Genomic DNA, 3,528 nt, shown 5'->3' on the forward strand with positions numbered 1-3,528 from the left:
GGCACTGTCTGCGCCCAACAGTTCGAGCAGGCGGGCGCGCAGGGCCACGCGGGCCTCGCGGCCCAGGCCGAAGTAGGCGTTCAGCGCGCCGCCACGGGTGGCGTCGACCGCTGCCTTGGCCTGGCCCTCGAACAGCCCGGCGGCCTGCACGGCCTCAAGGTCGAGAATCGCGTCACCGATGGCGACGCCGCAACGACGCGCCTCGCTGCCCCGGCTGAAGATACCCAGCGGCAGGTTCTGCAGCGGGAAATCGCTATGCCCGTTGGCGTGTTCGACCCAACTGCGGGCAATGGCGGACTGGTTCATGGTTATCTCCGATTCGGGGTGAAGGTGCTCGGCAAGGTGGCCCAGCACTTATCGTAGTCGGCCTGCAATTGCGGGCATTCGAGCGCATGGCGGGTCGGGCGCAGCACCTGGCTGGTCTCGAACATGAACGCCATGGTGTTGTCGATCTTGCTTGGCGCCAGGTCGGCGGCAATCGCCTTGGCACAGGTTTCGGCGTCGGGGCCATGGGCACTCATGCAACTGTGCAGCGACGCACCGCCCGGCAGGAAGCCCTCGGCCTTGGCGTCGTACTCGCCCTGGATCAGGCCCATGAACTCGTTCATCAGGTTGCGGTGGAACCAGGGTGGACGGAAGGTGTTCTCGGCCACCATCCAGCGCGGCGGGAAGATCACGAAGTCGAGGTTGGCCATGCCCGGCACGCTGGTCGGCGAGGTGAGCACGGTGAAGATCGACGGGTCCGGGTGGTCGAAACTCACCGTGCCGATGGTGTTGAAACGGCGCAGGTCATATTTGTACGGCACGTTGTTGCCGTGCCAGGCCACCACGTCCAGCGGCGAGTGCTGCAACTGGCAACCCCACAGCTCGCCGAGGAATTTCTGCACCAGTTGCACCGGGCCCTGCTGCTCTTCGTAGTGCGCAACCGGCGCCAGGAAGTCACGCGGGTTGGCCAGGCCATTGCTGCCCAACGGGCCGAGGTCGGGGATGCGCAGCGGCGCGCCGTGGTTCTCGGCAAGGTAGCCACGGGCCTGGCTGTCGAGCAGCTCGACGCGGAACTTGAGGCCACGCGGCAGCACGGCGATTTCCAGCGGTTCGACCAGCAGCACGCCCAGTTCGGTGACGATGCGCAGGCGGCCTTGCTCAGGCACCAGCAGCAGCTCGCCATCGGCATTGAAGAACACGCGCTCCATGGAGCGGTTGGCGCGGTAACTGTAGACGCTGATGCCCGCGGGCTTCTCGGACGCCGAGTTAGCCACCATCGCGACCCAGCCATCGATGAAGTCGGTCGGCTCGGCCGGAATCTCCAGCGGGCTCCAGCGCAAGCGGTTGGGTGTGACCGGGCCCAGCGGGCCACCGCACAGCTGACGCTCCAGGCGCTCGAATGCCGGATGCAGGGCGGACGGGCGGATGCGATACAACCAGGTACGCCGCTGTTCGCTGCGCGCCATGGTGAACGCGGTGCCGGAGAACAGCTCGGCATACAGGCCGTAGGGGGCTTTTTGCGGGGAGTTCTGGCCTACCGGCAGGGCGCCGGGCAGGGCCTCGCTGGCGAATTCGTTGCCGAAGCCGCTCTGGTAAGCGACGGCAGAAGTGGAATCGACGTTCATCGAGCCTCCAGTGATGCTGCATTATTATTATCGTAAACTGATTACGCATAACGTAATTTGATCCCTGCTACCCGTCAAGCTATAAAGACGCCCACCTGTCACCACGGACCTTTCCCCCCATGAGCAAAACCAGCCCCGCCGCCGAAACCAACGGCAAACAGAAGGTCCGCTCTGCCGAGGTCGGTACCGATATCCTCAAGGCCCTGGCCCAGCTCTCGCCGGCCACCTCGCTGTCACGCCTGGCCGAGCATGTGCAGATGCCGGCAAGCAAGGTGCACCGTTACCTGCAGGCGCTGATTGCCAGCGGTTTTGCCGAGCAGAACCCGGCCACCAACCACTACGGGCTGGGGCGCGAGGCGTTGCGCGTGGGGCTGGCGGCACTGGGCGGGATGGAGGTGCTGAAGGTGGCGGCGCTGCCGCTGTCGCAATTGCGCGACGACCTCAACGAAAGCTGCTTTATCGCGGTGTGGGGCAACCAGGGCGCAACGGTGGTGAACATCGAGCCGGCCGTGCGCGCGGTCACGGTAGTGACCCAGATCGGTTCGGTCTTGCCCTTGCTCAGCTCGTCCACCGGGCTGGTGTTCGGCGCCTACCTGCCCGAGCGCGAGACCCTCGAGTTGCGCGATCAGGAACTGGCCGTGCTGGGCCAGAGCGCCGGCGACTACGTGCCCGTGTTCGCCCGTATCCGCGAACGCGGCCTGCACCATGTGCATGGCCTGCTGATGCCGGGGGTGGATGCGCTGTCGGCGCCGGTGTTCAATGCCATGGGCCAGATCGCGGCGGTGCTGACGGTGGTGGGCCCCACGTCGATCTTCCATGCCGACGAACAAGGCCCTGCGGCGCAGCAGTTGCTGGCGGCGGCACAGGCGATCAGCTGGCGCATGGGCTACCAAGCAGCACCGTGACCCGCTTTGGTGCACTGTTGCCGCACACGCAACAGTGAATGTCAGAAAGGCGTATTTTTCTGCGCCGTGGGGCTGTCTATTCTTGCCGGGCTTGCAGCGAAACAGGTGTTCGCCAAGTGCTGGGTACGATGGGCCAGCCATTAATGCCAGGTTAATCCTCTCCCCCTAGAGTACGACCTGACACGCTGAACCATTCCCCTTCAGGTTCACCGACGTTGATTTTGAAGCTCCTTGATCTACGTCTTGCTTGGCCGCTGCTTGTGCAGCGGCCTTTTTTATTTGTACGGCCCGCCTGGCGAACCCTTCAGGCAAATTTCTGCAGGTTGGCCATCATCTGCTGCAGCGCCTCCAGGCTGTCACGCGGGTGTACCGCGCCCTCGAAGTCGCCGATGGCCTGCCAGTGCGCCGCGATGTCCTCGACACTGATGCCCTGCTGCGGATCGAACCCCACCCCCAGGCTGCGCTCCCAGCGCACCTTGCCCACCCAGCCACCGCCCACTTCATACAGGCCGCCGGAGTCCTGGCACTGCGCGCTGCCCAGGTACACCACCAGCGGGCTGATCAGCTCGGGCTTGAGCTGCTCGAACACCTGCGGCGGGATCAGCCCCTCGGTCATGCGCGTGCCCCCGGTCGGCGCAATGGCGTTGACCAGGATGTCGTGCTTGCGCCCTTCCAGCGCCAGCGTGCGGGTCAGGCCGTACAGGCCCAGCTTGGCCATGCCGTAGTTGGCCTGGCCGAAGTTGCCGTAGATACCCGAGGTGGACGAGGTGAAGATCACCCGCCCCCAGTTCTGCTCGCGCAGGTGCGGCCAGGCCGCACGCGTGAGCTTGTAGGCGCCTTCGACATGCACGCGGTACACCTGCTCCCAGTCGCTGTCGTCCATCTTGTGAAAGGTCTTGTCGCGCAGGATACCGGCATTGTTGACCAGCACGTCGACCCGGCCGAAGGTATCCAGCGCCTGCTCGACGATGCGCGCGCCGTCGGTGACCGACTCATGGCTGGCCACCGCCGTG

3 protein-coding genes and 1 pseudogene are annotated in these 3,528 nt (G+C 65.3%); 1 reads left to right on the top strand and 3 read right to left on the bottom strand.

Annotated elements, in window-relative coordinates; genetic code table 11:
* Together G3436_RS24655 and hmgA are read right to left on the bottom strand one after the other, a co-directional pair.
* Positions 1-306, bottom strand: a pseudogene (locus tag G3436_RS24655) (fumarylacetoacetase); the annotation flags it as partial.
* A 2-nt stretch (positions 307-308) separates the two neighbouring features.
* Positions 309-1,610 (bottom strand): homogentisate 1,2-dioxygenase, encoded by a 1,302-nt coding sequence (gene hmgA / locus G3436_RS24660; RefSeq protein ID WP_163950548.1) that lies wholly within the window; start codon positions 1,608-1,610, stop codon positions 309-311.
* A 119-nt stretch (positions 1,611-1,729) separates the two neighbouring features.
* Between hmgA and G3436_RS24665 the strand changes: the two genes are divergently transcribed.
* Positions 1,730-2,515 carry an IclR family transcriptional regulator gene (locus G3436_RS24665; RefSeq protein WP_163950551.1) on the top strand — a complete coding sequence of 262 codons (786 nt, stop codon included), beginning with the start codon at positions 1,730-1,732 and terminating at the stop codon, positions 2,513-2,515.
* 304 nt (positions 2,516-2,819) lie between these two features.
* Here G3436_RS24665 and G3436_RS24670 read toward each other — a convergent pair.
* Positions 2,820-3,528: SDR family NAD(P)-dependent oxidoreductase (locus G3436_RS24670; protein WP_163950555.1), on the bottom strand; the 709-nt coding region annotated here is incomplete at its 5' end.

Source organism: Pseudomonas brassicae (assembly GCF_010671725.1).
GTDB classification, from domain to species: domain Bacteria; phylum Pseudomonadota; class Gammaproteobacteria; order Pseudomonadales; family Pseudomonadaceae; genus Aquipseudomonas; species Aquipseudomonas brassicae.

Excerpts from the sequence above, each read along its gene's own strand:
- G3436_RS24665 (WP_163950551.1), top strand. The coding sequence starts at position 1,730 with ATGAGCAAAACCAGCCCCGCCGCCGAAACCAACGGCAAACAGAAGGTC.
- hmgA (WP_163950548.1), bottom strand. The coding sequence starts at position 1,610 with ATGAACGTCGATTCCACTTCTGCCGTCGCTTACCAGAGCGGCTTCGGC.